Origin of the sequence: Photorhabdus sp. RM322S (assembly GCF_042879395.1) — a bacterium.
GTDB lineage: Bacteria > Pseudomonadota > Gammaproteobacteria > Enterobacterales > Enterobacteriaceae > Photorhabdus > Photorhabdus khanii.
In genome coordinates this window covers 151,524-166,070 of sequence record NZ_JBHFKW010000005.1, presented here as the reverse complement: position 1 = coordinate 166,070, position 14,547 = coordinate 151,524, and the positions used below count along the sequence as shown (strand labels likewise).

At 45.0% G+C, this 14,547-nt stretch carries 17 protein-coding genes, 3 tRNA genes and 1 pseudogene; 13 read left to right on the top strand and 8 right to left on the bottom strand.

Translation table 11 applies throughout. The annotated features are described in order from the left end of the window. Positions 1-2: 2 nt before the first annotated feature. The 11 genes and pseudogenes from ACGF63_RS05195 to ACGF63_RS05145 all read left to right on the top strand — a co-directional run bounded on the left by ACGF63_RS05195 (position 3) and on the right by ACGF63_RS05145 (position 8,565). Positions 3-287: a hypothetical protein gene (locus ACGF63_RS05195; protein ID WP_387629229.1), complete on the top strand. Its 285-nt coding sequence runs from the start codon at positions 3-5 to the stop codon at positions 285-287. Between the two features lie 60 nt (positions 288-347). Beyond that, positions 348-1,133 carry a hypothetical protein gene (locus ACGF63_RS05190; RefSeq protein ID WP_387629227.1) on the top strand — a complete coding sequence of 262 codons (786 nt, stop codon included), beginning with the start codon at positions 348-350 and terminating at the stop codon, positions 1,131-1,133. Then, on the top strand, positions 1,134-1,580 hold the full coding sequence (locus ACGF63_RS05185; protein WP_387629224.1) for a tail fiber assembly protein: 447 nt from the start codon (positions 1,134-1,136) through the stop codon (positions 1,578-1,580). A gap of 313 nt (positions 1,581-1,893) precedes the next feature. Further along, the gene (locus ACGF63_RS05180; RefSeq protein WP_387629222.1) at positions 1,894-3,066 is read left to right on the top strand and encodes a phage tail sheath protein; all 1,173 of its coding nucleotides are present in this window, start codon (positions 1,894-1,896) and stop codon (positions 3,064-3,066) included. A gap of 10 nt (positions 3,067-3,076) precedes the next feature. Next, positions 3,077-3,592, top strand: a pseudogene (locus tag ACGF63_RS05175) (phage major tail tube protein). Positions 3,593-3,638: 46 nt separating this feature from the next. After that, the gene (locus ACGF63_RS05170; RefSeq protein WP_387629219.1) at positions 3,639-3,953 is read left to right on the top strand and encodes a phage tail assembly protein; all 315 of its coding nucleotides are present in this window, start codon (positions 3,639-3,641) and stop codon (positions 3,951-3,953) included. A 17-nt stretch (positions 3,954-3,970) separates the two neighbouring features. Beyond that, positions 3,971-4,090 (top strand): GpE family phage tail protein, encoded by a 120-nt coding sequence (locus ACGF63_RS05165; RefSeq protein ID WP_051560792.1) that lies wholly within the window; start codon positions 3,971-3,973, stop codon positions 4,088-4,090. Beyond that, the gene (locus ACGF63_RS05160) at positions 4,083-6,725 is read left to right on the top strand and encodes a phage tail tape measure protein (RefSeq protein ID WP_387629216.1); all 2,643 of its coding nucleotides are present in this window, start codon (positions 4,083-4,085) and stop codon (positions 6,723-6,725) included. The genes ACGF63_RS05165 and ACGF63_RS05160 overlap by 8 nt, the downstream gene beginning before the upstream one ends. After that, positions 6,722-7,186, top strand: coding sequence for a phage tail protein (locus tag ACGF63_RS05155; RefSeq protein WP_132345278.1), 465 nt, complete (start codon positions 6,722-6,724; stop codon positions 7,184-7,186). Before ACGF63_RS05160 ends, ACGF63_RS05155 begins: the two co-directional genes overlap by 4 nt. Before the next feature lie 14 nt (positions 7,187-7,200). Then, a complete protein-coding gene (locus ACGF63_RS05150; RefSeq protein ID WP_387629331.1) occupies positions 7,201-8,292 on the top strand; it encodes a phage late control D family protein in 1,092 nt (363 codons plus the stop codon). Positions 8,293-8,346: 54 nt separating this feature from the next. Further along, complete coding sequence (locus ACGF63_RS05145; RefSeq protein WP_023045648.1) at positions 8,347-8,565, top strand: ogr/Delta-like zinc finger family protein; 219 nt, start codon at positions 8,347-8,349, stop codon at positions 8,563-8,565. Positions 8,566-8,710: 145 nt separating this feature from the next. Here ACGF63_RS05145 and ACGF63_RS05140 read toward each other — a convergent pair whose 3' ends face one another. Next, the gene (locus tag ACGF63_RS05140; RefSeq protein WP_387629212.1) at positions 8,711-8,986 is read right to left on the bottom strand and encodes a helix-turn-helix domain-containing protein; all 276 of its coding nucleotides are present in this window, start codon (positions 8,984-8,986) and stop codon (positions 8,711-8,713) included. Positions 8,987-9,396: 410 nt separating this feature from the next. Between ACGF63_RS05140 and ACGF63_RS05135 the strand changes: the two genes are divergently transcribed. Next, the gene (locus ACGF63_RS05135) at positions 9,397-9,612 is read left to right on the top strand and encodes a helix-turn-helix domain-containing protein (protein ID WP_387629210.1); all 216 of its coding nucleotides are present in this window, start codon (positions 9,397-9,399) and stop codon (positions 9,610-9,612) included. Between the two features lie 77 nt (positions 9,613-9,689). Here ACGF63_RS05135 and ACGF63_RS05130 read toward each other — a convergent pair whose 3' ends face one another. Next, positions 9,690-9,965 carry a helix-turn-helix domain-containing protein gene (locus tag ACGF63_RS05130; RefSeq protein WP_387629207.1) on the bottom strand — a complete coding sequence of 92 codons (276 nt, stop codon included), beginning with the start codon at positions 9,963-9,965 and terminating at the stop codon, positions 9,690-9,692. 476 nt (positions 9,966-10,441) lie between these two features. Between ACGF63_RS05130 and ACGF63_RS05125 the strand changes: the two genes are divergently transcribed. After that, the gene (locus tag ACGF63_RS05125) at positions 10,442-10,648 is read left to right on the top strand and encodes an ogr/Delta-like zinc finger family protein (RefSeq protein WP_387629329.1); all 207 of its coding nucleotides are present in this window, start codon (positions 10,442-10,444) and stop codon (positions 10,646-10,648) included. A gap of 246 nt (positions 10,649-10,894) precedes the next feature. Here ACGF63_RS05125 and ACGF63_RS05120 read toward each other — a convergent pair. From ACGF63_RS05120 to uvrY, 6 genes are all read right to left on the bottom strand, one after another. Further along, positions 10,895-10,981, bottom strand: a tRNA-Leu gene (locus tag ACGF63_RS05120). Between the two features lie 6 nt (positions 10,982-10,987). Further along, positions 10,988-11,061 (bottom strand) — tRNA-Cys (locus tag ACGF63_RS05115). A gap of 49 nt (positions 11,062-11,110) precedes the next feature. After that, positions 11,111-11,186 (bottom strand) — tRNA-Gly (locus ACGF63_RS05110). 144 nt (positions 11,187-11,330) lie between these two features. Then, a complete protein-coding gene (gene pgsA, locus ACGF63_RS05105) occupies positions 11,331-11,879 on the bottom strand; it encodes a CDP-diacylglycerol--glycerol-3-phosphate 3-phosphatidyltransferase (RefSeq protein WP_036847733.1) in 549 nt (182 codons plus the stop codon). A 57-nt stretch (positions 11,880-11,936) separates the two neighbouring features. Further along, a complete protein-coding gene (gene uvrC / locus ACGF63_RS05100; protein ID WP_387629204.1) occupies positions 11,937-13,769 on the bottom strand; it encodes an excinuclease ABC subunit UvrC in 1,833 nt (610 codons plus the stop codon). Beyond that, positions 13,753-14,418 carry a UvrY/SirA/GacA family response regulator transcription factor gene (uvrY, locus tag ACGF63_RS05095; RefSeq protein ID WP_036848389.1) on the bottom strand — a complete coding sequence of 222 codons (666 nt, stop codon included), beginning with the start codon at positions 14,416-14,418 and terminating at the stop codon, positions 13,753-13,755. The genes uvrC and uvrY overlap by 17 nt, the downstream gene beginning before the upstream one ends. Positions 14,419-14,547 lie beyond the last annotated feature (129 nt).

Sequence of the window (14,547 nt, the reverse complement as noted above, 5' to 3'; positions counted from 1 at the left end):
TCATGTCTTCATACAACACAGGCACAATTTCAATTGCTGCCAACTCTGATATTGCCACTGGCACAAATACAAAATGGAAAGATAATAAATTCGGTGTTGCTCCGGCTCAGACTATATTAATCAAGGTCGGGAATGCTTTTAAATTATCAGCAATTAAAAACGTTAATAGTGATACCGAATTAGCCTTAATCGATAAATTTCCAGACGCGGTCTCTAATGCTAAATATTTTATTCAAACATCAGTTCCCGACACTTATTCAGATGCCGCTCGGAAAGTTACAGCGTAATTGGGTTATACCGATGAGCTGTTATTCAACTTAAACAAATGGATGACAGAGAATGGAGTTGTGACTGTTACAACTCCGGAAGGTAAAACAATTCAGCTTAAGTCTATCAATGCACTTGCATCAGATATCAGCAACAGACTGACAAAAGACCAGAACGGCACAGATATCCCCAATAAAAGTGAGTTTATAAAAAACCTCAATTTGTTGGAAACGGTAGTGTTTGCTAAGGAGGCGGTACCAGGTAGCCGGAAAATTAATGGTAAGGAGTTGACTGGGGATATTATTTTGAGTGCTGGAGATGTGGGGGCATATACGCGAGCAGAGAGTGATAATACTTTCTTGCGTATTTCTAGCGATAAAACCGCCACCGTTGGTAGTTTACTGATTGATAGTAAAACTTCCTTTCCTGAATTGCGTTTCAAATCAAAAGATGGGTATGTGGTAGGAATTAACGGTTCGGAAGGAAAATTGTTGCATATTTATTCTAACGATCCGAGCAATCAGCGACGTTATAATATATTAATACCTGAGCGAAGCGGTACTCTTGCACTACAAAATGCAGCTATAAAATCTGAAAATGGTTGGTGGCAATGTGGGGATACGGGAATAATGATTCAATGGGTTAAAGTTGCATCCAGTCAACAGTCATGGGTAAAAGTCAATTATCCAATTTCTTTTAAAAATAAATTCTTTGGCTATATCGCAAGTATGTCGAGTGTTAATACATCAACAGGTCATACATTAGTACGTAATGCAACATTATCGACATTTGAATATCAAGCTGGCACTCCTAACAGTAATGAGAATCCAGACAGAGTTGTATATATATTATTTTGGGGGGTATAAATGGTTTATTTCTCCAGAAAAGAATGCGCTTTTTATAATGAAACTTGTGAAGAATGCGTCGAAATAACAGCGGAAAAACATAATGAATTACTCGCGGGGCAATCGCGCGGTTTATCAATTGTCAGTAATAAAGAGGGTTATCCAGTACTCATTGAACGTGCTCCGTCCGTTTATCATAAATATGATGGTGAAAAGTGGATAATATCAGAAAATGGCAAGGCACAACTTAGGCAGGAACAGCAACAACAAGCAGAACATAAGAAACAGCAACTTATGCTCACTGTAAATAAACAAATAGCCCCGTTGCAAGATGCGGTAGATTTGGGGATGGCGAGTGATGAGGAAAAATCGCTGTTAGCCGCTTTGAAAAAATATCGGGTATTACTGAACCGCGTTGATGTTAATTTAGTACCAGATATTCATTGGCCCGAAAACCCCTCAGAATAATGGAATCAGAGCCGCAGTAGCTTAGTTCTTATTTGAGCGGCTCTGACTATTCGATATCGGGAGCCTGTGAGGTATCTACCCTATTTTTCATCTCTATTTATGCAACTTCTTCTATTTTAAGTTTCATAGTGCGTAATGTAACGACTGAATCTTTTAATTCGATGACGTCTTATTAATTGCTCAGGGGATAAATGTCCTTTTGACTTTTTTGATATCCTCCACTTTGTGCTATCCCTGATACTTACCCAATCAACTGAATTTTATTGTCACAGCGATCACCATAGCGAAATCATCATTACGGGAGTCTTTCGCTATGGCACAAGATTATCATCATGGCGTCCGTGTGCAGGAAATCAACGAGGGCACGCGCACCATTACCACTGTCAGCACCGCTATTGTCGGGCTAGTCTGCACAGCGGATGATGCTGACACCAAAACTTTTCCCTTAGACACGCCAGTCTTGTTAACCGACGTTCTGACTGCCAGTAGTAAGGCTGGCAAAACGGGCACACTGTCCCATGTTCTGCGAGCGATTGCCGACCAGTCCAAACCCGTGACTGTTGTTGTGCGTGTGGCTCAGGGGGAAACCGAAGTCGAAACCACGTCGAATATCATTGGTGGCGTTACCGACGAGGGCAAAAAAACGGGAATGCAGGCGCTGCTTGCGGCACAAGGTCAGCTCGGCATCAAACCGCGTATTTTGGGGGTGCCCGGTCATGATACCCAACCTGTTGCAGCAGCCCTTGCCGACATTGCTCAAAAGCTGCGGGCAATGGCTTATGTCAATGCTTACGGCCGCAAAAACATTTCCGACGCTATCAAATACCGCAACAACTTTAACCAGCGCGAACTGATGTTGATTTGGCCGGATTTCCTCAGTTGGGATACGGTCGAAAATAGCGAGTCTATCGCATACGCAACGGCTTGTGCGCTGGGCCTGCGTGCCAGAATCGACGAGGAAACCGGCTGGCATAGAACATTGTCCAATGTTGGTGTCAATGGTGTGACAGGGATTTCAGCCGATATCTTTTGGGATTTGCAGGATATTGCCACCGATGCCAACCTGCTTAACCAGAACGCCGTTACGACCTTGATCCGCAAGAATGGTTTTCGTTTTTGGGGTTCTCGCACCTGTTCGGATGATCCGCTGTTTCAGTTCGAGAGTTACACCCGCACGGCGCAGGTACTGGCCGACACGATGGCTGATGCGCATATGTGGGCGATTGACAAGCCGCTGATGCCTTCACTGGTACGCGATATTATCGAGGGCATCAATGCCAGGCTGCGCGAACTAAAAGCCAATGGTTACCTGATAGACGGCCAGTGCTGGTATGACGAAAGCGCCAACAGTAAGGATACCCTGAAAGCAGGCAAGTTATTCATTGATTACAACTACACGCCGATCCCGCCATTGGAAAACCTGCTGCTGCGCCAGCGCATCACTGACCAGTACCTGATGAATTTCGCCAACAACATTAACAACTAAGAGGCTATTTATGGCATTACCTCGCAAACTTAAATACCTGAATTTATTCAATGATGGCAATAATTACATCGGCGTTGTGGAAGAAATGACGCTTCCTAAACTGAGCCGCAAGCTCGAAGCCTATTGAGGCGGTGGCATGAATGGCACTGCCTCGGTTGACTTGGGGCTGGATGATGGCGCTCTAGATACCGAATTTTCTCTCGGTGGTGTTGAGTCCCAACTTTACCGACAGTGGGGCATTGAGAAAGTGGACGGCGTTTCTCTGCGCTTTAATGGCTCCTTTCAGCGTGATGATACCGGGGAAGTGATTGCGGTCGAAGTCGTAATGCGTGGCCGCTTTTCGGAATTTGACCACGGCAGCTATAAACAGGGCGACAACAGCCAGACCAAAGTCAGCGCCAAGAACACCTACTTCAAACTGACGTGGGACGGAGAAGCCCTGATCGAAATCGACACCGTTAATATGGTGGAAATCGTCAGTGGTGTTGACCGTCTGGAAGCCCACCGACGCGCCATCGGTTTGTAACAATTGAACGCTTATCATCTGATAAATCACTATAGGAATATTCACCATGACTGAACAAACCCCCATCGTCCAGCCGGAACACGCTACAGTGACACTGGAAGAACCTATTACCCGTGGTGCAACCACCATCAGCGACGTCGTTGTGCGTAAGCCCAATAGTGGTGCGCTGCGTGGTGCCCGCTTGCAGGCCCTGATGGAAATGGACGTCGATTCTATGATGTTGGTTTTGCCTCGTGTCACCGCGCCGGCACTGACTAAAAATGATTTGTTGCTAATGTCGCCCGGCGATCTGATTAACCTCTGTATTGAGGTGGTTAATTTTTTGTTGCCGAAGTCGGTGAAGTCCGATTTCCAGCATTAATAACTGTTGATGAACTGGTGGCAGACATTGCCACTGTGTTTCATTGGCCGCCTGCTGTGACAACTGAGATGGGCCTGCCTGAATTGTTGGCATGGCGTTACCGGGCCATGAAACGGAGTGGGGCCGATAATGAGTGACCGAAACTTACGCCTGCAAGTTATCTTGAATGCCGTTGATAAAATTACCCGTCCTTTCAAGAGTGCGCAGGCTTCTAACAAACGGCTGGCTGAAACTCTTCGCCAGTCGCGCCAGCAGCTCCGGGAATTGAACCAGCAGGCCGGACGGATCGATGGTTTTCGCAAGGTAAAGCGCCAACTGCTAGAAACCCGGCAGGTTTACCGCAGCGCTACCGAACGCGTGGCAGCACTGAACCGTGAAATGAACGCCAGCCAGAACCCGACACAGGCCCAAATCAACCAGCTACAGCGGGCAAAAAACGCAGCCAAGCAGTTCGAGGAAAAAAGTCAATCCCTGAGCCAGTCCCTGCAACGTCAGCGTGATGCTTTGCGCGCCAGCGGTATTTCCACTAACCAGCTTGGACAGGCGCAGAGACGGATAAACGCGGACATCAACTACACAACTGGTATGCTCCAGCAACAGGAGCAGCAGCTTGGGCGTCTGAGACAGCAGGAACAACGGTTGGCGAATGCCCGCTCTCGCTACCAAAAAATGAAAGATGTGCGTAACCAAATGACGGCAACCGGTGCTGCGGCAGCGGCAGCGGGTGTTGGTGCGCTCTATGGCGCTAAACGGGTGATGATGCCGGGTTACGACTTTGACGTGAGGATGTCGAAGGTGCAGGCGCTGACCCGTCTGGATAAGCATTCTCCCGAATTAAAAAAATTGCAGGAGCAGGCTCGGCACTTAGGCGCGACAACGGCATTCACCGCTAATCAGGTCGCGCAGGGACAGAGTTTTTATGCAATGGCCGGCTTTACTCCAGACCAGATACGATCAGCTATGCCTGGTACATTGGCGATGTCCTTGGCGGGTGATACCGATTTGGCGGCCACCGCCGACATTGGTTCTAATATCCTGACGGGTTTTAAGCTGAAATCCGAAGAAATGGGGCGGGTGAGTGACGTACTAGTGGGTGCCTTTACTCGTTCTAACACTAATCTGATGATGCTGGGTGACACCATGAAGTATGTCGCCCCTGTAGCGGCAGGCTTAGGGGTTGATATTGAAACCGCCGCTGCGGCGACGGGTAAGCTCGGTGATGCCGGTATTCAGGGTAGTATGGCGGGAACTTCCTTGCGATCTATTTTGGGACGGTTGGCTGAACCGCCCGCCGCCGCCGCGAAAGCGTTGGCAAAACTGAACATTCAGACTAAAGATGCCAAGGGTAATCTCCGCACCTTGCCGGATATCCTGACTGAGCTGGACAAGAAAACGGCCAAAATGGGTAACGCTCAGCGTGCCGGCATTTTCAAAGCCATTGCCGGAGAAGAAGCTTTTTCCGCGCTGTCGGTATTGGCTGAAAGAGCCGGTACGGGGGAATTGCAGAAACTCATCAAAGAATTGAAGAATGCCCAAGGTGAGGCTAAGAAAGTCGCCGATACTATGACTAATAACCTTGACGGCGACCTGAAAAGTCTGTCATCGGCATGGGAAGATATCGGTATTCAAATTTTTGGCGGTGTGGACAGTCCCTTGCGTGGGATCACCCAGCGTATCACCAAAATTATCAGTAAAACGGGTGAGTGGATGAAGGCCAACCCTGAACTGACCAAAACGTTAACGATGGTGAGTATCGGCCTGGGTATTATTTTGACGGTTTTTGGTGCGATTACGCTGGCATTGGTTGCTTTGTTGGGACCACTGGCAATCGTTAAATTTGGCCTGTCAGTGTTGGGTATCAGGGGAGCAGGCTCAATGCTACGTCTTGGTAACGTGTTTTCCTATATTGGGAAAATGGCGATGTGGCTGGGGCATGTTATGTGGACAAACCCCATTTTAGCGGTTATCGGTTTGATTGCTGTGGGCGCTTACCTGATCTGGCGATATTGGGACAAACTCGGCCCGTGGTTCCAGAACTTATGGAACAACATTTCGAACTATGTTTCCACCACATGGGAAAACATCAAGCAACGGGCATTAGCCAAATGGAATGAGCTGGTCGCTGACACGAAAAAAATTCCGTCCGAATTTAAGAAGATTGGCGGTGAATTTGTCGAAAATCTTAAGGCAGGCATTGAGGAAAAATGGGAATCCCTGAAAAAGAAATTCTCCGAATTGGGCAAGATGGTTAAAGACGCCTTGACTCCCGACTTTATGCAGGAAGAAAACCAAGATCCCAGGCAAAAGGCGGCATTGAATGCTTATAAGGAAGCTACTGGTCCGATTGGCGGCATACTGGCGGGTGGATTCGATAAAGGTGGTTACATCCCGACGGGCAAGATTGGCATCGTGGGGGAATATGGCCCGGAGATCATCAACGGCCCCGCCCGTGTCACCAGTCGTCGTCAAACGGCTGCACTGGCGACAATCGCGGCCCTATCTGTAGGGGCAGTCTTGCCAGTCAGCGCCCAAAATGCTCCGTTGCATCCATACAGTTTGCCTGCGTCACAGTATCAGACATCGGTTGTTTCAGTTGCTAACCAGATCCAGGATAACAGACGATCCATTTATGAAATTCATATACACGCCGTTCCCGCACAATCCGCACAGGATATTGCTCAGGTGGTGGCACGTGAACTGGATCGCCGCGAGCAACAACAACGCGCCCGCGCCCGTAGCTCATTTTCTGATAGCGAGGACTTTTATTCATGATGGCCGCACTTGGCTTATTTGTCTTTATGCTGAAAACCACGCCATACCAGAGCCTGCAACACCAACAATCATGGCGCTATGGATTTAACAATCGGGTAGGTGCCCGTCCTGCTTTCCAGTTTATGGGGCCAAATAACGATACTATTACACTGTCCGGCGCCCTGTACCCTGAAATCACCGGCGGCCGGTTGTCCTTGCTGGCCCTGCAATTGATGGCTGAGAGTGGCAAGGCATGGTCATTTCTGGATGGTAGCGGCACGATTTACGGCATGTTTATTATTGAAAGTATCGACCAGACCAAAAGTGAATTTTTTACCGACGGTACCGCCCGTAAAATTGACTTTACCGTCACGTTGCGCCGTGTGGATGACAATTTAGGGGAGATGTTCGGTGACCTTCGCACCCAAATGACTGACTTGAAAACCCGTGTCACACACAAATTGGGTGGGTTATTTTCATGATTTCTTTACCTGATATGTTAAAACTCGATTGGGTAACCGGCAAAACTAATACACCTGTGTATGTTCTCAGTGCTGGTGACAAAAACGTCAATGCCCGTATTCAGTCGCGATTGATTTCCCTGAGTCTAACCGACAATCGAGGCTTTGAGGCTGACCAGTTGGATATTGAACTGGATGATAGCGATGGTCTGTTATCTTTGCCCCGTCGTGGGACGGAGTTATCTCTGCATCTGGGCTGGCAGGGGGAACCACTGATCCACAAAGGTAAGTTTATTGTGGATGAAATCGAATATAGTGGTGCGCCGGACAAGATAATCATCCGTGCCCGCAGCGCAGATTTTCGGGCGATGCTTAATATCAATCGCGAGGTGTCCTATCACCAGAAAACGATCAGCGATATTGTGCACACTATTGCTGTACGTAACGATTTGACGCCGAAAGTGGACAAAATGCTAGCCAACATCACCCTCAGCCATATTGACCAGACCAACGAATCCGACGGCAATTTTCTAACCCGGTTGGCAAAACAGGAGGGTGCTATTGCCACTATTAAGAATGGCTATTTGCTTTTTATCCGACAGGGGCAGAATAAAGCAGCTAGCGGTCAGCTCTTGCCAGTGGTTATCATTACTCGTCAGTCTGGAGACGGTCACCGTTTTTCACTGGTTGATCGGGGCGCTTACACCGGTGTTTCCGCCAGTTGGCTTAATACCCGTGATCCTAAGAAAAAAGAAAGAGTCACCGTCAAGCGCAAGCAGAGTAAGAGCAACTCACAGGCAAAAGAAGAAAAACAGGGTGATTATCTGGTTGGCAGTGAGGGCAATGTTTTTGTGATGAAGCACATCTATGCCAACAAGGCCAATGCTGAACGTGCAGCTAAAGCAGAATGGGAGAAAATTCAGCGCGGTGTGGCGTCATTCTCTATTCAACTGGCGAAGGGAAGGCCAGAGCTGTTCCCTGAAATGAAAGTCAGGGTGAGTGGCTTCAAGCCTGAAATTGATATGGCAGACTGGACTCTGGTTACCGTCACTCATACTTTGGATGACAGCGGATTAACGTCATCTTTGCAATTGGAAGTGAAAATTTCTGATTCAGATATGGTATAGTTGCTTTAGTGCCAGTTTCAGCTATGGCAACCTGTTTGTTGAGGTACTCGCGTTATGATGAGATGCCCCTTATGCGGTCACGCCGCCCACACCCGTAGCAGCTTTGAACACACCCCCCAGACCAAGGAACGTTACAACCAGTGCCAGAATATTAATTGTGGCTCAACGTTTGTTAGTCATGAAACCTTTGTTCGGTTCGTCACCAAGCCGACATTGATTGAAGCGGTTCCGCCGCATCCTGATAGCGGACAACAGACCGTGCTGGTATTCTGATCGAAGAGTTGTCGATCAGTAAATGATTAAAAAAAGCGTTCCATTATTCATCGTGGTGCGCTTTTTTAATGTAAAAATCTTTTTCTTGGGAGGAGCTTAGGAACGGTGAGGAGAAGGCTTATGTCATGGCCGTCTCAAGCTATATTCAATTTTCGGGAGCGTGCTTGTAATTCACTAAAATCTGATGAATAGCCAAAACAACATCAGAAAAATCGTCATCTACAATATAAAAATAGCATTCAGGAACGTTTAACACTTTGGAAAACGCACACATTGTTTCAAAGGTTGGCTGATGAGTTCCATTTTCATACTGTGATACTCTCGCTCGTGCTGACTTTTCATCTATGCCAGCCGCAATTCCGAGTTTTTCTTGTGTGATATTTGCACGTAAACGAGCGGCTTTTAAACGTTTGTTAATCATAAAGTTAACCGTCAGTTATTAGAAATGTAGCTGACGATATATGTAACATTTCTTAGCGCTTTTTTTGTCAAAATTTACTTAACAAAAATATTAATGTTTGATTTGTTATTTTATGCCATATAAGAAATTAATTGCTGTGTATTTTATTTAAGTTGTTAATTTAATATGTATTTAGCCCACATACAAGTTTTTTGGCAATGATGAAGCAGCATAAATATCAGCTAATAAAAATGAATATCTTGGGTGTTTTAACAACTTAATTTTTGCTATGAACATGTAAAACCAAATTTTTAACAATAGTCACATTATATTTTCTTTAAAATGTTGACGGTATGTTTAGTATTCCTTAACATGAATGTTGTTAAGGAATACTTAGCAAAAAAATCAAATTAATTAAAAGGAAGGCTATCATGCATAAAAAAATCTCTGATGACTGGCATCCAGCAGACATTATTGCAGCTCTAAAAAAACAAGGAACAAATCTTTCAGCCGTTTCACGTAAAGCGGGATTAGCATCATCCACATTAAGTAACGCGCTGTATCGTCCGTGGCCAAAAGGAGAAGCTCTGATTGCCACCGAGCTAGGTTTATATCCATCCGATATTTGGCCATCACGTGGAAGGTAGAAAAGGGTGAATTTAAGCCAATGGCGCTGGATACGGTTAGCGCCATTATTAGGTGTCAGAGTTGTCTCAAACAGTATTCAATTTTTAGAAGTGTGTTTGTAATTTGCTAGAGTTTGATAAATAGCTAAAACAACATCAGAAAAATCATCATCTACAATATAAAAATAGCACTCAGGAACGTTTAATACTTTGGAAAATGCACACATTATTTCGAAGGTTGGCTGATGGGTTCCATTTTCATACTGTGATACTCTCGCTCGTGCTGACTTTTCATCTATGCCAGCCGCAATTCCGAGTTTTTCTTGCGTGAGTTTTGCATGCAAACGAGCGGCTTTTAAACGTTTGTTAATCATAAATTTAACCGTCAGTTATTAAAAATGTAGTTGATAATATATTTAACATTTCTTAATACTTTTTTTGTCAAAATTTACTTAACAAGAATCACTAATCGGTAGTGAAGGGAGTGTATTGGTGCTGAAACATACCTGTGTAAATAATGTCAATTCTGAGCATGCCGCCAAAGTCGAATGGGAAAATTCCATCTGGGGTTGTGTCATTTTCAATCCAACTGGCAGAGCTGTTTCCCAAAATAAAAATCAATGTGTGTGGCTTCAAGTTTCAAATTGACCCGGCAGAGACTGGACACCGACCATCAACCCATCCCTAAGTGACAGTGGGTTAATGTCTTCTCTGCAATTGGAAGTGGAAGTAAAGATTTCTGATTTAGATATGATGTAGTCATGTTTAGTGTCAGTTCCAGCTATGGCAACCCATTTGTTGAAGTGTTTGCCGATGATGAGATTCCTCTCTATGTGGTCATGCCGCCCACATCCGCAGCAGTTTTGGACATACAACCCAAACCAAAGAGTGTTACAACCAGTGCCAGAATATCAATTGTAGTACGACGTTCGTTAGCTATGAAACCTTTGTCCGGTTCGTGACTACACCAACATTGATTGAGATGGTTCCGCCTCATCCTATTAATCTACTAATGATCAGTGAGCTTTATGTCTTTTTAATTAGATCCATTGAATAAATAATCATAAAAAGTACATCATGATTCGTTCAGGTGTGCTTTTTTATGTGAAAAATATTTTTCTGATGATGCTTCGAGAGGGGGAGAGATTGCCTGAAATAGATAGTGTGGGTTTATACAGTGGTGCCAAGGTGCTGCCAATCTGCTGCCATTTTGCGATTTTCGTGCAATCGCAGAAAGCAAAAAAGCCACCTTGCGGTGGCCTTTTCTTTTCCCTAACTCACTGTTTTATCAGTGAATTTTATATGGTGCCCAGGGCGGGACTTGAACCCGCACAGCCTTACAGCCGAGGGATTTTAAATCCCTTGTGTCTACCGATTTCACCACCTGGGCTGAATTTGGAGGCGCGTCCCGGAGTCGAACCGAGGTTAACGGATTTGCAATCCGCTGCATGGCCACTCTGCCAACGCGCCTTACTTATTCAGCTATTAAGTTACCAATCATTTATCCTAACTAGTAACTTGGAGCGGGAAACGAGACTCGAACTCGCGACCCCAACCTTGGCAAGGTTGTGCTCTACCAACTGAGCTATTCCCGCACCGCTTCGAACCGACTGATTTACTTATTTGTTTTCGTAAATCTCATGTGCCGTTCGATGCGTTGCATTCTACTTACTTCACGTATCGAGTCAACACAATTATTGTTAGGATGTGTTTGTTCGATGTTTTTTACGTCACTTCGATCAAGCTTCCCGCAAATCAGACCACGCCGCGCTGACATATTGAAACATTGACCAAAATGTTATCGCTGTAGCAACGTAAAGTAATATGAATCCACCTAGTTCGAATTCAAAATTAGGACGCCATAATAAGGTAATTAATGCCGCCATCTGTGCTGTCGTTTTTACCTTACCCATCCAGGAAACGGCAACGTTACTGCGTTTTCCTAATTCAGCCATCCATTCTCTGAGAGAAGAGATGATAATTTCACGTGCTATCATTGTTGCAGCGGGGAGTGTTATCCACCATGTATGATAATGCTCGGAAACTAATACTAATGCGGTGGCAACCATGATTTTGTCAGCGACAGGATCAAGAAATGCGCCAAAGCGGGTTGTTTGCTTCCAAAGGCGGGCGAGAAAACCGTCAAACCAGTCTGTCGCCGCAGCGACAACAAAAATTATGGCACAGACCATCGGCGCCCAATTGAATGGCAAGTAAAATGCCAGTACAAAAAATGGGATCAGGGCGATACGGAACAGAGTGAGCCATGTTGGTATATTTAATTGCATAGTGCTTCTTAACTATCTGGCTATAGTGGAATTTATAAGTATGGTGCATCAATGCACCTAGTGTTTCAATGCATTATGAATTTTTTCTGCTAATGCATAGGAAATAGTCGGTACTTTTGCGATCTCTTCGACACTTGCGTTGCGTAAAGGCTGTAACCCCCCCATATATTTCAGTAACATTTGCCGGCGTTTTGGACCAACACCGGCAATAGATTCTAACGTACTGGTTTTTCTCACTTTATCTCTCCGCTGGCGGTGCCCCGTTATCGCATGGTTATGTGATTCGTCACGGATATGTTGAATCACATGCAGGGCAGGTGAGTCCGGTGGTAATGCTATACCTTCACCTTCTGCCGCGAAAAATAGCGTTTCAAGCCCGGCTTTGCGATCACTTCCTTTGGCAACGCCTATCAACTGAGGGCGTGTTTTGTCCCATTCAACATCAAGAGACTGGAATACCTCTATTGCCTGAGCTAATTGCCCTTTTCCGCCATCAATGAAAATAATGTCGGGAATTTTTGATTCATCCCATGTCTTTCCGTATCGACGGCGCAATACTTGATTCATGGCAGCGTAATCATCACCGGGCGTAATGCCACTAATATTATAGCGCCGATATTCAGAACGTAGTGGGCCATTACTATCAAAGACAACACAAGATGCAACAGTTTGTTCCCCCATAGTGTGACTGATATCAAAACATTCCATTCTCTGAATTTTTGCCAACTTAACTAAATTAGCGAGAGATTCTAATCTTTGGTGAATGGTGGATTGTTGAGATAAGCGAGTAACTAAAGCTGTTGCTGCATTTGTCCGGGCGAGTTTCAGATAACGGGCCCTGTCTCCGCGAGGGCGGGTTTGAATATGAATTTTTCGACCGGATATTTCAGATAATGAATCAGATAAAATGTCTTTCTCTTGCAGAGCAAAATCCAGCAAAATTTCTGATGGCAAAGTCCGGTTTTGGCTGCCTTGTAAATAAAATTGACCAAGGAATGTCCGCACAATCTCGTCGGGTTTTGTCCCAGCCGGTATTTTAGGGTAATAACTTCGGCTCCCCAGTACTTTCCCCTGACGTATAAACAGGACATGCAGACAAGCCATGCCCGCTTCAAATGCAATGCTAATAACATCCAAATCGTCGTCTGTACCTGAAACAAATTGTCTCTCAGTGACCTGACGAACGGTTTGAATTTGATCGCGATATCTCGCAGCATCTTCAAATTTCAGTTGTTGGCTGGCTTCTTCCATTCGGCTAATCAATTTGGTTAAAACTTGCTGATCTTTGCCTGAAAGGAATAGGCGAATATAATCAACTTGCTGTTGATATTCTTCTTCACTTACCAGCCCATTAACGCAAGGCCCAAGACATCGGCCAATTTGATATTGAAGGCATGGTCGAGAGCGATTGCGGTAGATACTATCCTCACATTGCCGGATAGGAAAAAGTTTTTGCAGTAAGATTAATGATTCACGTACTGCATAAGAGCTTGGAAATGGGCCAAAGTATTCACCTTTAGCATGTTTAGCACCCCGATACATTGCCAGCCGTGGGTGTTTATCTGCGCTGAGAAAAATATAAGGATAAGATTTGTCATCTCGCAGTAAAACGTTATATCGGGGCTGATAAAGCTTGATGTAATTATGTTCCAATAGCAATGCTTCGGTTTCTGTATGTGTGACAGTCACATCTATTTGAGCAATGCTTCTGACCAGAGATTCGGTTTTACGGCTGACGACCTGCGCACGAAAATAACTGGAAAGCCGCTTTTTTAAATCTTTAGCTTTACCGACATAAATAACCGTTCCCAAGGTGTCATACATACGATAAACACCAGGCTGACTGGTTACTGTTTTTAAAAATACTTTTGAATCAAATTGTTCCGTCACTATTTAACAGACTCTCTGTGTCGAACAGCCCATAACGTATTGCCATATGTGTTAATTCTACATCACCGCCGATATTTAGTTTACTAAACATTCTATAGCGATAGCTATTGACGGTTTTTGGGCTGAGATTAAGTTGTTCAGAGATATCACTCACCTTTTGTCCCTTTGTGATCATCAGCATAATCTGTAATTCACGATCAGACAGGCAACTTAGTGGATTATCTGCCTGTGGGTTAATTTGGCTAAGGGCCATCTGCTGGGCAATATCGGGAGCGATATAGCGCTGTCCGGCATTAACAGTACGAATCGCATTGACCATATCCTGAGGAGTAGAGGCTTTACTGAGATACCCTCTGGCGCCCGCCTGCATCATCTTCATTGGCAATGGATTTTCAGTATAGATAGTCAGCATAATTACCCGGACATCGGGATGATAACGCAGGATTCTTTTTGTTGTCTCCAGGCCACCGATGCCTGGCATATTCATATCCATTAACACGATATCTACTTTATTCGTCCGGCACCATTTTATCGCGTCTTCACCACAATTGACTTCTCCTGTAACTGTTATCCCTTTCACGTCATCAAGAATACGTTTTACACCAACCCTGACCAATTCATGATCATCGACTAACAAAACATTTATCAAAAAAGTGTCTCCAACTGGCCCTATGCTCATACATGAGCTTTCATTGATATTGCTTGTGAATTAAATTTGTTTCGGAAGAGTTAACTTCAGTAAGCTATTTTTTGATTTTTAGTAAAAATTATATAAAAC